The organism is Pseudomonas sp. WHRI 8519 (assembly GCF_040224055.2).
Classification (GTDB): domain Bacteria; phylum Pseudomonadota; class Gammaproteobacteria; order Pseudomonadales; family Pseudomonadaceae; genus Aquipseudomonas; species Aquipseudomonas putida_X.
Map to the genome: position 1 here is coordinate 253,638 of NZ_CP167996.1, position 17,040 is coordinate 270,677.

Below are 17,040 nucleotides of genomic sequence, written 5' to 3' on the forward strand. Positions count from 1 at the left end.
CGCTGAGGCCTGGGCGGGAGTTAGTCATGACTTTTCAAAACCCGTTTGGCCAGCCGCTGCTGACCTTCCCTGAACTGGACAAGAGCCCGCTCAGCATTCGTGCCAAGGCGCTGGTGTTCATCGACCCACGCTCGCAGCAGTTGCGTCAGGCGCTGGAATACCTGGCACCGCAAGCCCTGCCGGTGCTGATCCGCGGTGAGACGGGGACCGGCAAGGAGTTGCTGGCACGGCAAATTCACCGGGCCAGTGATCGTGCCGGGCTCTTCGTCTCGGTAAACTGCGCGGCCATCAGCCCTACCTACGCCGATGCCGAGCTGTTCGGCTACAGTGCCGGCACCCATGGTGGCACCGCCAGCAGCCGGGCGGGCTGGTTCGGCTCGGCCAACGGCGGCACGCTGTACCTGGACGAAATCGCCGACTTGCCGTTGGCGATCCAAGGCAAGCTGCTGGCCGCTCTGGAAAACCGCGAGGTCACCCGCGTCGGTGCGCATCAGCCGCAGCCGGTGGACGTGCGATTGGTGGCTGCGACCAGCATTGACCTGGCGCGGGTTGTAAAAGCGGGCAGATTCAACGAACGCTTGTACCAGTACCTGCGCGAGGGCGCGCTGGAGCTTCCTCCGTTGCGTGAGCGCTGCGGCGATATCCTGCCGTTGGCTGAGTATTTCGTGGGCATCTACTGTGCACGCCTGCAGCGCCCGGTGCCGTTGATCAGCGAAGCGGCCCAGCAGGTGCTCGAAGCCCACGCATGGCCTGGCAATACCCGCGAACTGGAGAACATCATCCACTTCGCCCTGCTGGTCAATGACAGTGAACAGATCCAGCCAGAGGACCTCGACCTGCCGAACACCGCACGCTAGACGTGGCTCATAAGCAAATGGGCTAATGGCAATTTGCTTTTGGAATAAGCAGCTAATTAAAAGGTATTGTTGCGGAATAAAAATTCTCGGTATCTTGCGCCCCACGCCCGCTGATGAAACGGTTGGGCATCTGACTTCGCCATCACCGATGGCCCAGAAACAAAACAAGGACCACCATGAAGAAGACCCTGCTGACCACCGCCCTGGCCGCTGCCCTGTCGTTCTCCGGCCTGGCTGCCGCCGCCGAAAAACTGGTGGTTGCCGCTACCCCTGTGCCCCACGCCGAAATTCTGGAGCTGATCAAGCCGACCTTGGCCAAGGAAGGCGTGGACCTGCAGATCAAGGTCTTCACTGACTACGTACAACCCAACGTACAGGTAGATCAGAAGCGTCTGGACGCTAACTACTTCCAGACCCTGCCTTACCTGAAGAGCTTCAACGAAGGTAAAGGTACCCATCTGGAAACCGTGATCGGCGTGCACGTCGAGCCGTTCGGTGGCTACTCGAAGAAGATCAAGAACCTGTCCGAACTCAAGGATGGCGCTACCGTTGCCATTCCTAACGAAGGCAGCAACAGTGGCCGCGCCCTGATCCTGCTGCAGAAGGCTGGCCTGATCACCCTGAAAGATCCTAAAAACGCCCTGGCCACTCCGAAAGACATTGCCGAGAACCCGAAGAACCTGAAGTTCAAGGAACTTGAGTCGGCCATGCTGGCGCGTGTGCTGGACCAGGTGGACCTGGACATGATCAACACCAACTACGCCCTGGAAGCTGGCCTGAACCCGGCCAAAGATGCGTTGGTGATCGAGGGTAGCGATTCGCCGTACGTGAACTTCCTGGTGGCCCGCCCGGACAACAAGAACAGCGAGGCTATGCAGAAGCTGGCCAAGGCCCTGACCAGCCCTGAGGTCAAGGCATTCATCGCCAAGAAGTACAGCGGTGCGGTGCTGCCGGCGTTCTGATACGCCTGCTTCCCCCTTGTACGAAAAACGCCGACGCATTTGCGTCGGCGTTTTTTTTTGCGGTGGCCCAACGCTCAGCGTTGGCTACCCAGTGCCCGGCTCAATGCAAGCAGCCACAGCAGTTGTTCGTTGGCGTCAGTCGGGCAGGGGCTTTTCATCGTTATCGTCCTTGTAGTGTGATGGCCGTGCGGATCGCAACCTGAAGCTCTTGGAGAAGCCGACCCGAAGAAAAGTTTCCATCACTCTGTCGGCACCAGACGCAAGGTAGTGTGAGCCGGTATCACCCCCATCTGGGCGCGCTGATATTGCCCCTCGATATAGCCTTCAGCCTGGTCCGAATAGTGGCGGTCAAACGGCACGCCACTTTGCCCGACCGGGTTGCTGGTCAAGGCCTGGCCAACGTCGGCGAAGTCGATCAGCCGCCGGGTCGAAGGCCCATACGTCACCGGCCACGGCGCCGGCCCGATTTTCGCTGACAGGTTATTGGGCACTTCATGGGTGCCCGGTGCGGCAAACGGGCCGACTTTGAACAGCAGGTTCAACGGTTTTTTAACACCCAGTGGATGGTTGTGCGTCAGGGTATGCGCCTTGCCCCATTGCCAGCTGGCTGGGTCTTTGCCAAAGGTTTCACGCAGGTGCGCGAGGGTTTGCTGCCAAGCGATGCGCACGATGGCGGTGCGGTCGGTACGCTGGTCGGCACCGCGCGTGTCCCACCACGGTGATTGCGCGTCCGCTGCCAAGCGTGGCAGGGCAGAGTCGATGGTCCGGGTACTGATGAGCACCGGGAACCAGGTGTCGCCCAGCTCGTCATGCAGCGCGGCATGGGCCAACTGGTAGAGAAACTGGTTGAACAGCGTGGCGCTGGTCGAGTCCAGCGGGTGATCTCCGCGCCAAGCGGCCAGTTGCTCGACCAGCTCTTTTTCCTCATCGCCCTGGGCGATGTCGCGCAGGGTCGCGAGCAGGGGCGCCAGGGTGCGTGGGCCATAGTCGTTGGCGGTGTCCAGTTGCAGCGCCTGGCTGCTCTGGGTATCCCACTTCACCTGCGGGTTGGCCAGGTGGCGCTCCAGCTGACGGCCCCGGTCCGGCAAGTTGTAATAGCCCGGTATCGGTACCGCCGCTGGCGGCTGGTAATTGGCTGAAACGATGTAACCGCTGGCCGGGTTTTCCTGCTGTGGGTTGACGCTGAATGGATAGAAACCCAGCTTGTCGGCCTGGGCGCTCGCGCCATCGAGGATGAACGACGGGTTGACGCCATCCGGGCGGATCGGCAGTTGCGCCGCCGCCCACCAACCAATGTCGCCACCTGCACTGGCCCAGACGAAGTTGAGCCCAGGCGCCTGAACCATGGCCGCCGCCTCGCGCATCTTGGCAAGGGAGTCGGCACGGTTGAGCTGATAGAAGCCTTCGAGGATCGGATTGTCGGTTTCCAGAAACGCCCACCACATGGCAATTGGCGTCGTGCCGGCGGTCGCGCCCAGCACGTCGTTGACGATCGGCCCGTGGGGTGAGCGGCGCAGGCTGATGACGACCGGCTGCTCGCCTTTGACGGCGATTTTCTCCTCAGTCTTTTCCAGTGTTCGCCATTGGCCGTTGACCATGACCTGATCGCTGTTTGCCGGGTTGGTCTTTTCCGCAATCAGGTCGACGTCGTCGTTCTGGAACATGGTCAGGCTCCAGCCGAAGTCGCGATTGTGACCGAGCAGCGCGAACGGGTTCAACGCCTGGAAGTAGCCGTACAGGTTGAACCCTGGCGCCGACAGCTCGGCCTCGTACCAGACGGCCGGCACCGCGAAGCTGATGTGCGGATCGCCGGCCAGCAGCGGCTTGCCGCTGCGGGTACGGCTGCCGGCCACTGCCCAGGCATTGCTGCCTTCGAATTGGGGAATGCCGGCATCGCCAAGGGCTTCGTGGCTGAGGCGGGCGAGGGCTTCAAGGCCCTGCCAATCGGCCGTCGCCAGCGGGGTACCCAACGCGCCGTCAGGTTGCCAGTCGAGGTCGAACATCTTCAGGTACTGCGGCCCGAGCTGGTCGCGGATATAGGTCAAGGCAGGCTCGGTGCGGAACGCGGCGGCAAAACTGTAGGCCAGGTAGCCGGCGATGCTCAGGGTATCCTCAGCAGTGAACGGCCTGGGCGTGATGCCGATCAGGTCGAACTCCATGGGCTTGGGGTGGCTCGCTTGCCAGGCGTTGATGCCATCGAGGTAGGCTTGCAGGGCCTTGTACGCGGGCGACTGGCGGTCCAGCCGCTGCACCATCAGCGCCGCTTGATCACGGATGCGCAGGCTGCGGAACAGGGTATCGGTGGGCAGCAGCTTTTCGCCCAACACCTCGGCCAGCTCTCCGCGGGCCAGGCGGCGCATGATTTCCATCTGGAACAATCGGTCCTGGGCATGCACGTAGCCAAGGGCGCGGTACAGGTCTGCTTCGTTCTGCGCCTGCAGGTGCGGCACGCCGCGGGTGTCATAGCGCACACTGACCGGGGCCTGCAGGCCGGCGATCGCTACCTCGCCGTCACGCTGCGGCAGTTTGCCGTGCACGTACCAGTAACCGGCACCGGTGGCCATGGCCACTACCACGGCTAACAGGGTCAGGCTGCGCTTCATCGAGGCTCCTTGTGCATTCGAGCGGAAATTGTGGTCCGATCTTCGGCGGATTTGCGCAAAGAGCATAGCCCTCTACAGGAGTTCCATGTTTCTCAGCGAAAAACAGAAAATGCTTAGTGGTCAGCTCTACCATGCCGGCTGCCCCGAACTGCAGGCCGAGCAAATCGCCACCAAGCACTGGATGCAGCGCTACAACGCCAGCGTCGACCTGCTTAACGAAGCCCGCAACGGCTTGCTTGCCGAGCACTTCGGCCATGTGGGCGAAGGCACGGTCAATCGCCCACCGTTCTATTGCGACTACGGCTACAACATCAGCGTCGGCCGCAATACCTTCATGAATTTCAACTGTGTGATCCTGGACGTGCTGCCGGTACGTATCGGCGATGATTGCCAGATCGGCCCGGCGGTGCAGATCTACACTGCCGATCACCCGCTAGACCCTGAAATTCGGCGTACCGGGCTGGAGAGCGGAAGGCCAGTGACCATCGGCAACAATGTGTGGATTGGTGGCGCGGCGGTCATCCTGCCGGGGGTGAGCATTGGCGACAATGCCGTGGTCGGTGCAGGTAGCGTGGTGACCCGCGATGTGCCGGCGGGTGTGACGGTGGTGGGGAACCCGGCGCGGGTGCGAGGGTGATATGAAAAGCCCTGCGGTGTTGCCGCGGGGCTCGGTGTCAGGCAGGTTTGAAGCCGGGTTTGCCGTTGGCGGCGCGCCATTCTTTTATACGGTTTACGATGCCTCGAGAGCTCTTGTCCGAGTTTGCTGGAGGCCTAGTAAGGACGTCTGCTCCATCTGGGTGCTCTGTGATTGTTCTAAAGTTGAAAACAATCATGTCTCGAAAACTTTCCAACTCAGCGCCGCGACGGCCTGCGCGATTCTCGTATAGCTCTGTTATGAGTGTGAGGAACTCATCTTCTGTGTAATCCTCCAATTTTTCCTTGAGGGTCATTGATTGCTCTCCTTGTGGTGATCAATATGAACTCGAGGCGTCATGAGCAATAGATTGTCCAAATCATACACAGCGCCACCGTTTGCGATTTCATGCTTGTGATGGGGTTCTATTTTTGTCCGTCTTGCAACCCCATGGCTCTCGGGTGCGAATGGATATCTATCGGACACCCGCTATCTACCAGGGGCAATAGCACCCTACGGCCAAGGTATCGGTGGCCTGCACGGGTCGTGATGCGAGCAACGCCTTGATGATCGGTTCGATGAAGCTGTTGCTGGCATTGCACACTGCGCCTTCGCTGTAAGGGCCGAAATAGGCGAGGTTGCCCTGGTGGTCCCAGATGGCCACGGCGGGGGAGGCGGGCAGGTGTTCGCTGCCTGGCACGTTGGCGATGGGCTGCAGGCTGTTCAGGTTGGCGGGCAACAGGCCGTGGCTGCCGGGCTTTTGCAGCACGTGGAAGGCCACGTCCTGGCTGGCGAACTGGCTGACCAGGTCGCCCAGGTGCTGCTGGTTGCTGACGTTGCACGGGCAGGCAGGGTCCCAGAAATGCACCACGCGGATCGGGCCGGGGCCGGCCAGCTCGGCGGGGAGCTGCAGCTGGCTGCCATTGAACAGCGTGACCTGGTTGCCGAACGGGCGCAGGTAGCGGGCCTGGAAGGTGGTGTAGGCCTGCCAGAGGATGACGGCGCCAACCAGCAAGGCAATTACCGCGCTCAGCGGTTTGATGATTCGGCTATTCATGACCAGTCGGTGGACCTTTGTGGGAGCGGGCCAGCATTCAGGCTTTGTGCAGGACAGGGGCTGCTCAAAGGTGAGCAAGCTTGCCACGACGCCGCCCAGAGCTGAAGATTCCAGATCAATACTTGCATCAATGTGGATGTGCTCGATGCCCGCTGCTTTTCACCCCGACCTCCTGCGCACCCACCTGGCGCCGCTGGCCGCTCGTCAGCCGTTGACGAACCAGGCGCAGGACTACCAGCGCTTCTACGGCCTGAACTTGCCGGCACACAGCTGGCTGGGCGGGTTCCAGGCGGCGGGCTTCGACCTGGTCGGGCAGGCCTGGTTGCCCGAACAGCCCATCGCCACGCTGTTCTTGCTGCACGGCTACTACGACCACATGGGTCTCTACCGGCATGTGATCGAGTGGGCACTCCAGCAGGGTTTCGCCGTGATCAGCTGCGATCTGCCCGGCCACGGCCTGTCCAGTGGTGAGCGGGCCAGCATCAGTGATTTCGCAGTGTACCAGCAGGTACTGGACGCCCTGTTCGAACAGGCGCGCCTGCTGCAGCTGCCGCACCCCTGGCACCTGTGCGGGCAGAGCACGGGCGGCGCCATCGCCGTCGATCACCTGTTGCATCAGGGGCTACAGAGCCCTGTTGATGGCCAGATCATTCTGCTTGCCCCGCTCGTGCGCCCACGCGCGTGGCTGTGGTCGAAACTCAGTTATCGAGTGTTGCGCCACTTCGTCAATGGCATTGAGCGGCGCTTCAGCGAGAACAGCAATGACCCGACGTTCCTGCCGTTCCTGGAGGCCGACCCGCTTCAGCCTCGGCGCCTGCCGACAGCCTGGGTCGGCGCGCTGATGGCCTGGGTCAAGCGGATCGAGGCTGCGCCCTGCAGTGCGCGGCGACCATTGATCGTGCAGGGGCAGGCTGACGGCACAGTGGACTGGCCCTACAACCTCGAAGTGCTCAAGGCCAAGTTCGCCGAGCCCCAGATACTGCTGCTGCCCGAAGCCCGTCACCACCTGGCCAACGAACTGCCGGCCATCCGCCAGCGCTATTTCGACTTCATCGACCAGCGCTTGGGCTGATCACTTGAGGTTCGCGCCGCTCTGGCCGACAGCCAGGCCGGCGCGCACAGCTGCCACGGCGGCTTGGTAGTACGCTTTGCCTTCGGGTGACTCGGCGAAGGTGGCGAACTCTTCCAGCTCGGCGTCGGACAGGTCGCGGTACACGTATAGCAACGTGTTGTTGAGGTCTTCGCCAATCTGGTTCATCAGCCGCTGGCGCTGGCCATCGAGCAGGCCTTGGGCCTGGCCACCGCCGAACAGGCCGGGGATCATCGAACTGAGGCTGTCCGCCGCTACGCCGGCGATCGCCAGGCTAACCTCGGCACCGGCTTCGCGGGCCGGGAGGGCCTGAGCCAGGTGCCCGATGATCAGCAGACGGTCATCGCTGGCCTGGATTTTCGGCAAGCCCTTGGCGTGCTTGGCCAGTTGGTCCTTGCGAGTGGCCAGCAGTTCGGCAGCTACGATCTTGCGCCCCAGCGGTGACTGGAAAAAGGCCAGCGCCGGCGCAGGGTCGGGCAGCGCGCTGCGCAATTGTGCCTGGGCACGGCGGTCCATGGCCTCAGCTTGGAAGCGCTGATTGCTGTTGCTGACCAGCGCCTGGTAAACCGCAGGCGGCAGGCTGTTGCGGTAGCGCTGCTGGGCGGCGCTCACGGCATCATTGAAATGGGCGCGCTGGTCGGGCCAGCCGGCGGCCTTGTAGAGCTGATCGAGGCTGTCTGCCCAGACAGGCACGGTGCAGATCATCAGCAAAATCAGGGAAAACAGACGGCGCATTCAGGACTCCTGTCGGCAGATGGCTATTGTCCTTGGCTCGGCGCCGGTTTGTCGAGATAGGGGCGTGTTTCTCGGCCAAGTGGCGCTGTGCGAGGGCATGGCTAATGGATATGATGCGCGCCATGCCTATCTCCCCTGAAAACCCGATGCTTGCAGCCGTCGTTGACGATCTGGCCACCCGTGGCTGGTCGCAGCAGGCCCTTTTCCTGCCTGCTGAGCTGGTCGGCGCGCTTGCGGCCGAGTGTCGTCGGCGTGATGCCGAAGGCCAGCTCAACCCCGCTGGGGTGGGGCGCGGTGTGGCCCAGGAGGTGCGCGAGGCGATCCGCGGGGACCAGATCCAGTGGATCGACCCGGGTCAGGCCCAGGCCTGCGATCAGTACCTTGAAGCGATGGACCAGCTGCGTCTGGCCATCAACCAGGGGCTGTTCCTGGGCCTTGAAGACTTCGAGTGTCACTTCGCCCTGTACCCGGCAGGTGCGTTCTACCGTCGCCACCTTGACCGTTTCCGCGACGACGACCGGCGCATGGTTTCGGCCGTGCTTTACCTCAATGAAAACTGGCAGCCGCAGGATGGTGGCCAGTTGCGCATGTTCCTGGCTGACGCTGTCGAGCATGATGTGCTGCCCGTGGCCGGTTGCCTGGTGGTGTTTCTATCGGGTGAAGTGCCTCATGAAGTCTTGCCTGCGGGGCGTGAGCGGCTTTCGTTGACGGGGTGGTTCCGGCGCCGTGGCAATGACCCGTTCTGACCTGCCCAAGGTGCTGGTCAGCGCCTGCCTGCTGGGGCAACCGGTGCGGTATGACGGGCGCGCCAGCGGCCATCCTGATCTGTTGCAGCGCTGGCAGGCTGAAGGGCGTGTGGTGCCGTTGTGCCCGGAGGTGGCGGGTGGCCTGCCCACACCGCGCCCGCCCGCGGAGATACCGGGCGGGCAGGGCGGCGAGGTGCTCGATGGCGCCACGCAGGTGCTGACGATCGATGGCGAGGACGTAAGCGCGGCCTTTCTTGCCGGTGCCCGGCAGGCGCTGGCGCTGGTGCGTCGGCATGGCATCCGGGTGGCGGTGCTCAAGGCGGGCAGCCCTTCGTGTGGCAACCGCTTGACCTACGATGGCACGTTCGCTGGGGTGAAAGTGCCAGGGCAGGGGGTGACCACCGCACTGCTGCGGCGGGAGGGCGTGCTGGTGTTCAGTGAACTGGAGTTGGAAGAGGCCCAGCGAGCGCTGGCTGGGCTGTCAGCGTAGTTGGGTACTGGCCCGTTCGCGAGGGTTACCCGCGAATGGCTGTGCAGGCAATAACGGACTTACTCTCCGGTAGCCGTCTGCTGCACACCCTTGAACCACTTCTGCTCAAGCTCCGCTGTTCGGCCGCTGTCCTTGAGGCGCTGCAGCGCGTTGTTCACCGCGCTCTCGAACGCCGGGTTGTCTTTCTGGAACGGGATGACCAGTTTCCTCTCGCCAAAAGGCTGGCTCAGGTCGAACGGTGTGTCGGCCTTGGGGGCATTTTCCGCTGGGGTCAGGGTGATGTCGTATTTGCCCGTTTCAACACCGGGGAGTATCTCGGCCTCAGGTGTTTCAATGAACTCGACACGCAGGTCCAGTTGTTGGGCCAGCTCTTGGCCGAACTCGATCTCAAAGCCGGTCAGGTGCTCGTTTTCCTTGAAGGCATACGGCGAGTTGTCGGCCTGTACGGCAATGCGCAGTTCGCCCCGGTCGGCGATTTCGTCTATCAGCTCGGCTTGAGCCAATGGCGTGATCAGTACTGCCAGCAGTACACCCAGCGTCGAACGCATCTAATGCCCCTTTTCTTTGGCAAATGAATAACTTTCGCCACGACTTTCTTCCTCGTCGTGGTCGAGCGCAGCCTATGACCTTGAAGCCTTGGCGATGTTTAACCCTAACTGAAATTTTTCTCTTTGTGGGCTATGGTGGACTTCCGCCGCCGTTCGTTTGCAGGTGGCGGTCAATGAGTGAATCACAGGAGAAGTGAATGAACAGCCTATTTTCGCGTGCTGCCGTAGCCGGTCTGCTGATGGGGGCCTCGGTACTGGCCAGCGCTGCGGATGCGCTGAAGAGCCAGGAGCCGCCCAAGGATGCCAAGGTCTTCATCGTTTCCCCCGCTGATGGTGCAACGGTCGACAAGACCTTCACCGTCAAGTTTGGCATCGAAGGCATGGGGCTCAAACCTGCGGGTGACCAGACCCCGCACACCGGCCACCACCACCTGCTGGTGGATGTGGACAAGGAGCCTGCAGCCGATCAGCCACTGCCGACCAGCTTGATGCCTGAAGGCGGGGCAGCGCTGCCAGCCGGCCCACAGGTGCTGCACTTCGGCAAGGCCCAGACCGAGACCACCCTTACCCTGACGCCGGGCAAGCACACCCTGCAGTTGGTGCTGGGTGACCGGTATCACGTACCGTTCAAGCCAAGCGTTGAGTCGAAGAAGATCACGGTCGAAGTGAAGTAAGCCGACGCCGCAGGCATCGCTAAGGGGGCGGGCTTGTTGGCCAAACTATAAAGGTGGCCATCAAGTTCGAGGGCCCTCGGCTAAGCGGTTTGGGGCCGCTTTGCGGCCCATCGCCGGCAAGCCGGCTCCCACAGAATGGGCTACCCCAGGACTTTGGAGTGGTGTCCAGAAAGGGCTACCCCAGGACTTTGGATGGGTGTCCAGCTTGCTTGGGGTAGTTCAGAGACCGCGCAGTGCTTGAGGCCTGCGCGCAGCCTGTGGGAGCCGGCTTGCCGGCGATGGGCTGCGTAGCAGCCCTGATAATGCTGTCTGACTGGCAGTCGCTACCAGGGCTTGGTAATCAAGCTCAGAACAGTACGCGCGAGCGGATGGTGCCCTTGACGTGCTGCAGCTTCTCTTGCGCCAGGTCGGAGTACTCGGCGTCAACGTCGATGACCACGTAACCCACTTTCTCGTTGGTCTGCAGGAACTGACCGGAGATGTTGATACCGTTCTCGGCGAAGACTTTGTTGATCTCGCTGAGCACGCCCGGGATGTTTTCGTGGATGTGCAGCAGGCGGTGCTTGCCCGGGTGCGCCGGCAGGGCGACTTCCGGGAAGTTGACCGACGATACAGAGGTACCGTTGTCGCTGTACTTGACCAGTTTCTCGGCCACTTCCAGGCCGATGTTGGCCTGGGCCTCGGCGGTGGATCCACCGATGTGCGGGGTCAGGATCACGTTGTCCAGGCCGCGCAGCGGGCTTTCGAACTCTTCATCGTTGGAGCGCGGCTCGACCGGGAACACGTCGATGGCGGCGCCGATCAGGTGCTTGTCCTTGATGGCCGCGGCCAGGTGGTCCAGCTCTACCACGGTGCCACGGGCGGCGTTGATCAGGATCGAGCCCTTCTTCATCGCGCGGATTTCTTTCTCACCGATCATCCACTGGGTGGATGGCAGCTCAGGCACATGCAGCGAGACGATGTCGGCCAGGCCCAGCAGTTCGTGCAGGCTGGTGACCTGTACGGCGTTGCCCAGCGGCAGCTTGGTCAGCGGGTCGTAGAAGTAGACCTGCATGCCCAGGCTCTCGGCCAGTACCGACAGTTGGGTACCGATTGAGCCGTAGCCGACGATGCCCAGCTTCTTGCCGCGGATTTCGAACGAGTTGGCAGCGCTCTTGATCCAGCCGCCACGGTGGCAGGAGGCGTTTTTCTCGGGGATGCCGCGCAGCAGCAGGATGGCTTCGGCCAGCACCAGCTCGGCCACCGAGCGGGTGTTGGAGTATGGCGCGTTGAACACGGCAATACCGCGTTCGCGGGCAGCGTCCAGATCGACCTGGTTGGTGCCGATGCAGAAGCAACCGACGGCGACCAGTTTCTTGGCGCAGTCGAAGATCTCTTCGGTCAGCTGGGTACGCGAACGGATGCCGATGAAGTGGGCATCGGCGATCTTTTCCTTGAGTTCCGCTTCCGGCAGCGAGCCAGTGAGGTACTCGATGTTGGTGTACCCGGCGGCCTTGAGGGTATCCACCGCGTTCTGGTGCACACCTTCAAGGAGAAGGAACCTGATCTTGCTCTTGTCGAGAGAAGTCTTGCTCATCTGCGTAAACCTGTATCCCGGAGAAAAAATGGCGAGAAGTGATGCTAGGCGCGGCGTCGGCCTTAGCATGAACAGCGGGAGCGCTATGCTAGCATACGCGACACAATCTGAGCTTATCCCGACAGGTGAAGAGTACTCAGGGTGACTATGAATAAGTCGAGAGTTCCGGCGATGACGCAGCCCGCGGTAATTGATGAACTGATGACCTTGGTAGACCCTGGCAAGGTCCTGACCGATGCCGTTTCCCTGGAAACGTACGGCAAGGACTGGACCAAGCATTTCCCGCCCGCGCCGACTGCCATCGTGTTCCCCAAAAGCGTGGAACAGGTTCAGGCCATCGTTGGCTGGGCCAATCGCCATCAGGTTGCCCTGGTGCCTTCCGGCGGTCGGACCGGGCTCTCCGCCGGTGCCGTGGCAGCCAATGGTGAAGTGGTGGTCGCCTTCGACTACATGAACCAGATTCTCGATTTCAATGCCTTCGATCGCACGGTGGTCTGCCAGCCTGGGGTCATCACCCGCCAGCTGCAGGCATTCGCCGAAGAACAGGGGCTTTATTACCCGGTGGATTTCGCCTCGAGCGGCTCCAGCCAGATTGGCGGTAACATCGGCACAAACGCCGGTGGTATCAAGGTCATTCGCTATGGCATGACCCGTAACTGGGTCGCTGGCCTCAAAGTTGTCACGGGCAAGGGCGAACTGCTCGAGCTGAACAAGGACCTCATCAAGAACGCCACGGGCTATGACCTGCGCCAGTTGTTCATCGGCGCCGAAGGCACCCTGGGGTTCGTGGTCGAGGCGACCATGCGCCTGGACCGCGCCCCACGCAACCTCACCGCGATGGTGCTGGGCACGCCGGACTTCGATTCGATCATGCCGGTGTTGCATGCCTTCCAGGGCAAGCTTGACCTCACGGCATTCGAGTTCTTTTCCGACAAGGGCCTGGCCAAGATCTTGGCCCGTGGCGACGTTCCTGCGCCGTTCGCCACCGACTGCCCGTTCTATGCCTTGCTGGAGTTCGAGGCCAGTACCGAGGAGGTGGCCAACGAAGCGCTGGCCACCTTCGAGCACTGCGTCGAGCAAGGCTGGGTGCTGGACGGGGTGATGAGCCAGAGCGAAGCCCAGTTGCGAAACCTCTGGAAGCTGCGCGAGTACCTGTCCGAAACCATCTCCCACTGGACGCCGTACAAGAACGACATTTCGGTCACGGTTTCCAAGGTGCCGGCCTTCCTGCGCGACATCGATGCCATCGTCAGCGAGCACTATCCCGACTATGAGGTGGTGTGGTACGGGCACATCGGTGACGGCAACCTGCACCTGAACATCCTCAAGCCCGAGACCATGAGCAAAGACGATTTCTTCGCTTCATGCGCCAAGGTCAACAAGTGGGTGTTCGACATCGTCCAGCGCTATAACGGCTCGATCTCCGCCGAGCACGGTGTGGGCATGACAAAGCGCGATTACCTTGGCTACAGCCGCTCACCGCAGGAAATCGCCTGCATGAAGGCGATAAAGGCCGTCTTCGACCCTAACGGCATCATGAATCCGGGTAAGATCTTCGCTCCTGAATAAAAGCAGTAATCAAAGGAGTCGGCCATGAGTTACCAGCACCAGTACGTAGACGGCACCCGTATCCACTTCCCGTTGGGCAAGGTGGTGTGCGTTGGCCGCAACTATGCCGAGCACGCCAAGGAATTGGGCAACCCCATCCCGAGCGAGCCGTTGCTGTTCATCAAGCCGGGCAGTTGCGTGGTGCCGCTGGAGGGTGGCTTCAAGATTCCTACCGACCGTGGGTCGGTGCACTACGAAGCCGAAATCGCGGTGTTGCTGGGCAAGCCGCTGTCGGCGCACCCGTCCGAAGAAGAAGTGCTGGATGCCATCTCAGGCTTTGCCCCAGCGCTGGACCTGACCCTGCGTGACGTGCAAGCCAAGCTCAAAGAGAAGGGCATGCCGTGGGAGACCGCCAAGAGTTTCGACGGTGCCTGTGTACTGCCGCCTTTCGTTGCTGCCGGCACCTTCGAAGACCTGGCCGACATTCCCGTGCGCCTGACCATCAATGGTGAGGTTCGCCAGGACGGCAACAGCGCGATGATGCTCAACCCGATCGTGCCGATCATCCAGCACATGGCCTCGCACTTTTCGCTGTTGCCGGGGGATGTGGTGCTGACCGGGACCCCGGCAGGCGTCGGGCCCTTCGAGGTGGGTGATGAACTGGTGCTGGAGTTGCCGGGCGTGAGCCGCTTCGAAAGCCGGGTGCTCTGAGCCGAGACTGCGCCGCCCGCGAAGCGGGCGACGCGATTTACCGTTTTTTTCACAACCCATCTGGATAATGCGCGAATCTCCGCCTATTTACCCAGGAACACTCTGTATGGCCCCGTCTTCCAGCGCTTCCGTATCCCCCAAGCGTCGCTTCTACCTGCGCTGGCCATTCGGCCTGGTCGTGGCTGCGGTGATTGGCTATGGCGTGGCCGTGGCAATGCACTGGGATGACCGGGGCCGGCTGTGGTTGCAGGAAGGCTTCGAGAGCAGCGCAGAGCGCGGCGAAAGCGTCTGGTTGCCGGACTACCAGGTCGATATCGATGCCAAGCCCCTGCCGGGCATGGACGACGATGAAGCGTCGGACGTGGCGTTCAATCCGCATACGCGTACGTTATTTGTGGTCATGGGCAAGAACCCGTTCCTGGTCGAGTTGAGCCTCGAGGGTGATGTGCTGAGGCAGATCCCATTGCAGGGCTGGAACAACCCTGAAGGGGTTGCCGTGCTGGAGGATGGCCGCTTGGCCATTACCGATGAGCGTCTGCACGACCTCACCGTGGTCAAGGTGGATGCGCAAACCAAGTCGCTGAACCATGCAGATTTTCAGAGCCACGACCTGGGCGAATCGGTGAAAAGCAACAAGGGCTTCGAAGCCGTGGCATGGGACCCGATGCGCCAGCGCCTGGTGATCGGCGAGGAGCGGCCGCCAAAGCTGTATACCTGGAGCACCGATGGGCGTAGCCCGCTGCAGGGTGACAAGCAGCCGCTGGCCAGCGACGAACTCGACCTGCGCAACCTCTCCGCCCTGGGCGTCGACCCGCGTACGGGCCACCTTCTGGTGCTGTCGTCGGACTCCAACATGCTGCTGGAGCTCGACGAGCAAGGTCAGCAGGTCAGCTTCATGACCTTGCTGGGCGGTTTCAACGGCCTCAAGGACACCATTCCGCGCGCTGAAGGGGTGGCGATGGATGACCAAGGCAACCTGTACATGGTCAGTGAGCCGGCGCTGTTCTATCGATTCAAGAAAAACTGACTGCAAAATCAGATATTTCGGATGCTGGCATTAAGCTTTACTTCAGTTGTTCGTGGTTAGATTCGTCGTCCTCAAACCGAGTCTGCCCTATGCGTCGTTATGTTCGTCTGCCCCTGATCCTGGCTGTCACTGGTCTGCTCGCTGTGCTCTTGCTGGGCGTGGCGCAGCAGCAGTTCCGTTTGCTCGAGCGTGGCTGGTTCAACGTCAAGTCCTGGTGGCAGCCCGCTGAACGAAGCATGGGCCTGGATCGCTATCAGGTGGTGATCGAGGCGCAGGCTATCGACGGGCTGGACGATGATGTTTCGGCGCTGACGTACGACCCCGACCGCAAGACGCTGTTCACCGTGACCAACAAGCGGTCCGAACTGATCGAATTATCCCTCGACGGCCGTATCCTGCGGCGGGTGCCATTGACCGGTTTCGGCGACCCCGAGGCGGTGGAATACGTTGGGCCCAACAGTTACGTGATCACCGATGAGCGCCAGCAACGGCTGATTCGCGTGCGCCTGGAGGATGACACGCTGTTCCTGGATGCCAACGATGCCGAGCAATTGAGCCTGGGTATCGGCCTGAACGGTAACAAGGGCTTCGAGGGCCTGGCCTACGACTCGGCGGGCAAACGCCTGTTCGTGGCCAAGGAGCGGGACCCGATGGTGATCTATGAAATTCACGGGTTCCCCCATGAAAATCCGGAGCAGCCCTATGCAGTGCATGTAGCGCAGGACCGCAAGCGCGATGAGGGGCTGTTCGTGAGGGATCTGTCGAGCCTGCAATTCGACGAGCGCAGCGGGCATCTGCTGGCGTTGTCGGATGAATCACGGCTGGTGCTGGAGCTGGACGTGAAGGGCAAACCGTTGAGCACACTGTCGCTGCGCAAGGGTTACCAGGGGCTGAAGCAGACGGTGCCGCAGGCGGAAGGGATTGCCATGGATGAGGCGGGGACCATTTATCTGGTCAGTGAGCCGAACCTGTTCTACGTGTTCAAGCAGCCGGTCGATTGAGCGTGTTTTTGCCCCAATCGCCGGCTTGCCGCCGAGGGGTTACTCGGCAGTGAGGCGCTTGACGCCTTCAGCGGTGCCCAGCAGCAGCAGGTCGGCCGGGCGCGCGGCGAACAGGCCGTTGGTGACCACGCCGACGATCGCATTGATCTGCGCTTCCAGCTCCACCGGGTTGGTGATCTGCAGGTTGTGAACGTCCAGGATGACGTTGCCGTTATCGGTGACCACCCCCTCACGGTACACCGGATCGCCACCCAGCTTGACCAGTTGACGCGCCACGTGGCTGCGGGCCATCGGGATGACCTCGACCGGCAGCGGGAAGGCGCCCAGCACCGGCACCAGCTTGCTGCCATCGGCGATGCAAATGAAGGTCTTGGCCACGGCCGCGACGATTTTTTCGCGCGTCAGTGCCGCGCCACCCCCTTTGATCAGGTTCAGGTGGGCGTCGCTTTCGTCGGCGCCGTCGACGTAGAACTCCAGATCGCTGACGCTGTTGAGCTCATACACCGGGATGCCGTGGCCCTTCAGGCGCTGGGCCGTGGCCTCGGAGCTGGCGACCGCGCCGTCGAACGCGGTCTTGTGCTGGGCCAGGGCGTCAATGAAGAAATTGGCAGTCGAACCGGTGCCGACGCCGATGACGCTCTTTTCATCCAGCTTGGGCAGAATGAAGTCGACAGCGGCCTGGGCGACGGCCTGTTTGAGTTGGTCCTGGGTCATGCGGGCTCCGGAAAGGGGCAGGGCGGTAATGAAAGGAGGCTAGTATAACGGCTCGGACGGCTTTGCT

General features: G+C 61.8%; 19 protein-coding genes. 11 read left to right on the plus strand and 8 right to left on the minus strand.

Annotation, left to right across the window (positions count from 1 at the left end; genetic code table 11):
* Positions 1-26 precede the first annotated feature (26 nt).
* Positions 27-857, plus strand: coding sequence for a sigma 54-interacting transcriptional regulator (locus ABRP30_RS01220; RefSeq protein ID WP_267820215.1), 831 nt, complete (start codon positions 27-29; stop codon positions 855-857).
* A gap of 176 nt (positions 858-1,033) precedes the next feature.
* The gene (locus ABRP30_RS01225; RefSeq protein WP_241805030.1) at positions 1,034-1,819 is read left to right on the plus strand and encodes a MetQ/NlpA family ABC transporter substrate-binding protein; all 786 of its coding nucleotides are present in this window, start codon (positions 1,034-1,036) and stop codon (positions 1,817-1,819) included.
* 239 nt (positions 1,820-2,058) lie between these two features.
* On the opposite strand, the gene ABRP30_RS01230 is transcribed toward ABRP30_RS01225, so the two are convergent.
* A complete protein-coding gene (locus ABRP30_RS01230) occupies positions 2,059-4,422 on the minus strand; it encodes a penicillin acylase family protein (RefSeq protein WP_349975907.1) in 2,364 nt (787 codons plus the stop codon).
* Between the two features lie 85 nt (positions 4,423-4,507).
* Here ABRP30_RS01230 and ABRP30_RS01235 point away from each other — a divergent pair, with 85 nt between their 5' ends.
* Positions 4,508-5,059 carry a sugar O-acetyltransferase gene (locus ABRP30_RS01235; RefSeq protein WP_349975908.1) on the plus strand — a complete coding sequence of 184 codons (552 nt, stop codon included), beginning with the start codon at positions 4,508-4,510 and terminating at the stop codon, positions 5,057-5,059.
* Between the two features lie 37 nt (positions 5,060-5,096).
* On the opposite strand, the gene ABRP30_RS01240 is transcribed toward ABRP30_RS01235, so the two are convergent.
* From ABRP30_RS01240 to ABRP30_RS01250, 3 genes are read right to left on the minus strand one after another with little or no spacing between them, the layout of a single operon-like run.
* Positions 5,097-5,372 carry a bacteriocin immunity protein gene (locus ABRP30_RS01240; RefSeq protein WP_349975909.1) on the minus strand — a complete coding sequence of 92 codons (276 nt, stop codon included), beginning with the start codon at positions 5,370-5,372 and terminating at the stop codon, positions 5,097-5,099.
* Complete coding sequence (locus ABRP30_RS01245; RefSeq protein ID WP_349975910.1) at positions 5,369-5,542, minus strand: hypothetical protein; 174 nt, start codon at positions 5,540-5,542, stop codon at positions 5,369-5,371. Before ABRP30_RS01245 ends, ABRP30_RS01240 begins: the two co-directional genes overlap by 4 nt.
* 7 nt (positions 5,543-5,549) lie before the next feature.
* Entirely contained in the window at positions 5,550-6,113 is a 564-nt protein-coding gene (locus ABRP30_RS01250; protein ID WP_267820226.1) for a DUF6436 domain-containing protein, read from the minus strand.
* Positions 6,114-6,258: 145 nt separating this feature from the next.
* Here ABRP30_RS01250 and ABRP30_RS01255 point away from each other — a divergent pair, with 145 nt between their 5' ends.
* Positions 6,259-7,185 (plus strand): alpha/beta hydrolase, encoded by a 927-nt coding sequence (locus tag ABRP30_RS01255; protein WP_267820228.1) that lies wholly within the window; start codon positions 6,259-6,261, stop codon positions 7,183-7,185.
* On the opposite strand, the gene ABRP30_RS01260 is transcribed toward ABRP30_RS01255, so the two are convergent.
* Positions 7,186-7,938 carry a DUF2059 domain-containing protein gene (locus tag ABRP30_RS01260; protein ID WP_349975911.1) on the minus strand — a complete coding sequence of 251 codons (753 nt, stop codon included), beginning with the start codon at positions 7,936-7,938 and terminating at the stop codon, positions 7,186-7,188. It abuts the gene before it with no gap.
* A gap of 110 nt (positions 7,939-8,048) precedes the next feature.
* Between ABRP30_RS01260 and ABRP30_RS01265 the strand changes: the two genes are divergently transcribed.
* Positions 8,049-8,684 (plus strand): 2OG-Fe(II) oxygenase, encoded by a 636-nt coding sequence (locus ABRP30_RS01265; RefSeq protein WP_267824155.1) that lies wholly within the window; start codon positions 8,049-8,051, stop codon positions 8,682-8,684.
* Positions 8,671-9,174, plus strand: coding sequence for a DUF523 domain-containing protein (locus tag ABRP30_RS01270; RefSeq protein ID WP_349975912.1), 504 nt, complete (start codon positions 8,671-8,673; stop codon positions 9,172-9,174). Before ABRP30_RS01265 ends, ABRP30_RS01270 begins: the two co-directional genes overlap by 14 nt.
* A 59-nt stretch (positions 9,175-9,233) precedes the next feature.
* Here ABRP30_RS01270 and ABRP30_RS01275 read toward each other — a convergent pair whose 3' ends face one another.
* Positions 9,234-9,722, minus strand: coding sequence for a transporter substrate-binding domain-containing protein (locus ABRP30_RS01275; protein ID WP_349975913.1), 489 nt, complete (start codon positions 9,720-9,722; stop codon positions 9,234-9,236).
* A 197-nt stretch (positions 9,723-9,919) separates the two neighbouring features.
* Between ABRP30_RS01275 and ABRP30_RS01280 the strand changes: the two genes are divergently transcribed.
* A complete protein-coding gene (locus ABRP30_RS01280; RefSeq protein WP_241805040.1) occupies positions 9,920-10,396 on the plus strand; it encodes a DUF4399 domain-containing protein in 477 nt (158 codons plus the stop codon).
* Positions 10,397-10,742: 346 nt separating this feature from the next.
* Here ABRP30_RS01280 and serA read toward each other — a convergent pair whose 3' ends face one another.
* The gene (gene serA / locus ABRP30_RS01285; protein ID WP_039602651.1) at positions 10,743-11,972 is read right to left on the minus strand and encodes a phosphoglycerate dehydrogenase; all 1,230 of its coding nucleotides are present in this window, start codon (positions 11,970-11,972) and stop codon (positions 10,743-10,745) included.
* 171 nt (positions 11,973-12,143) lie between these two features.
* Between serA and ABRP30_RS01290 the strand changes: the two genes are divergently transcribed.
* The 4 genes from ABRP30_RS01290 (at position 12,144) to ABRP30_RS01305 (ending at position 16,259) form a co-directional block, all read left to right on the plus strand.
* Positions 12,144-13,541, plus strand: coding sequence for an FAD-binding oxidoreductase (locus ABRP30_RS01290; RefSeq protein WP_349975914.1), 1,398 nt, complete (start codon positions 12,144-12,146; stop codon positions 13,539-13,541).
* Between the two features lie 24 nt (positions 13,542-13,565).
* Positions 13,566-14,231 (plus strand): fumarylacetoacetate hydrolase family protein, encoded by a 666-nt coding sequence (locus ABRP30_RS01295; protein ID WP_267820239.1) that lies wholly within the window; start codon positions 13,566-13,568, stop codon positions 14,229-14,231.
* 106 nt (positions 14,232-14,337) lie between these two features.
* On the plus strand, positions 14,338-15,258 hold the full coding sequence (locus ABRP30_RS01300) for an SdiA-regulated domain-containing protein (RefSeq protein WP_349975915.1): 921 nt from the start codon (positions 14,338-14,340) through the stop codon (positions 15,256-15,258).
* Between the two features lie 89 nt (positions 15,259-15,347).
* Positions 15,348-16,259, plus strand: coding sequence for an SdiA-regulated domain-containing protein (locus tag ABRP30_RS01305; RefSeq protein WP_349975916.1), 912 nt, complete (start codon positions 15,348-15,350; stop codon positions 16,257-16,259).
* Positions 16,260-16,298: 39 nt separating this feature from the next.
* On the opposite strand, the gene rpiA is transcribed toward ABRP30_RS01305, so the two are convergent.
* Positions 16,299-16,973, minus strand: coding sequence for a ribose-5-phosphate isomerase RpiA (rpiA, locus tag ABRP30_RS01310; RefSeq protein ID WP_241805045.1), 675 nt, complete (start codon positions 16,971-16,973; stop codon positions 16,299-16,301).
* Between the last annotated feature and the right edge of the window lie 67 nt (positions 16,974-17,040).